A 1,101-nucleotide genomic window follows, 5' to 3' on the forward strand; every position below is an offset into this window, starting at 1 on the left:
AGCGTGTATGCCTCTATCGTGTTTACCGGACTGAGGGCAACCAGCTCAGGGTCAAGCAATACCGGCCACGTCGACTGCGTCGCGGTGTCCGACACAGTACCAACACGCCCTCGCACAACCAGCTCACGGAGCGACCGATCCCACGAGCGACTATACTCATCTCCGTGACCACGGCAAAACGTATCCTCAATCTTAAACTTCGGATCAGACTCTGACCGAAAAGTGGACACAGTAATGCGTCCACCTTCACGAATTCGATAGTCGCAGACTTGACAGATAACGGCCCCTTCCGCCAAATCTGACAGTTTCAGTTTGTTTATGTCTTCAATAAGCTTGCTGTCGATACTTTCTTGATTTGGTGGTGTTGATTTCGTCATGGGTTCGAGATTGGTTATTCTGAACCCAGCCTGGGTGCTACCACACCCGGGCGTTTCCTGATTAACGCCCTATGGCTGAGCTTCCACCCATTAGTCATACTGCTAATGGCATAAACCTTTGGTCGTTCGACTAATGGATGCTGTCCCAGCACTCATTAGTGAACCGGGATCAATATCGGTGATATGGGCGACCGGAAGCGTGACGAGAACAGTGGTCGGTTTAGCGAGGAATATCCTCGGGAAGATTTTCTCCGGGTCCTTGAGGAACACGGTGCAGCTGGGACGACCGACGTTGCTGAACACGTGGGGTGCGACCGAAGAACTGCTTATCTGAAGCTCCAAAGTCTCGAAGAGGAAGGCGATGTCGAGAGTCGAAAGGTCGGCAACGCTCTGCTGTGGGAATTAGTGGATAAACCTTAGAAAGTCGGTAAGCCACCAAGGTTGTCTTCCTCGGTGTTGCTTTGATCTGTGCGAATAAATTTCTCGCCGTTGACCTCAAGTACGTGAATCTCATCGCCCAGACTCCAATTTTCTGAATCCTCGTTCCAGATTGCAGTAGTATAATTGTCACCCGATTCGATACCGGCTACTACTGCTGAGCGATCAACGGTCTTGGTGTTCGTGAGAACATCTGGCTCGACTTCCTTCCGCTTAACCTGTTTAATCCGGGTATCGTCGTTGTTGTACCGAACAGCCGTGATGGCGTAGTCTCCCCATCCTGACA

2 protein-coding genes are annotated in these 1,101 nt (G+C 51.1%); one reads left to right on the forward strand and one right to left on the reverse strand.

Annotated elements, in window-relative coordinates:
• Nucleotides 1-560: 560 nt before the first annotated feature.
• Nucleotides 561-797: a helix-turn-helix domain-containing protein gene (locus DVK07_RS19410; RefSeq protein WP_121598502.1), complete on the forward strand. Its 237-nt coding sequence runs from the start codon at nucleotides 561-563 to the stop codon at nucleotides 795-797.
• On the opposite strand, the gene DVK07_RS19415 is transcribed toward DVK07_RS19410, so the two are convergent.
• The coding region (locus tag DVK07_RS19415; protein ID WP_121598503.1) for a DUF3892 domain-containing protein at nucleotides 794-1,101 on the reverse strand (308 nt) is incomplete at its 5' end. The genes DVK07_RS19410 and DVK07_RS19415 overlap by 4 nt on opposite strands.

This window comes from Halorubrum sp. Atlit-26R (assembly GCF_003666015.1).
Classification (GTDB): Archaea; Halobacteriota; Halobacteria; order Halobacteriales; family Haloferacaceae; genus Halorubrum.

What these genes read in the sequence shown, in the direction of transcription:
- DVK07_RS19410 (WP_121598502.1), top strand. Translation starts at nt 561, where the DNA reads ATGGGCGACCGGAAGCGTGACGAGAACAGTGGTCGGTTTAGCGAGGAA.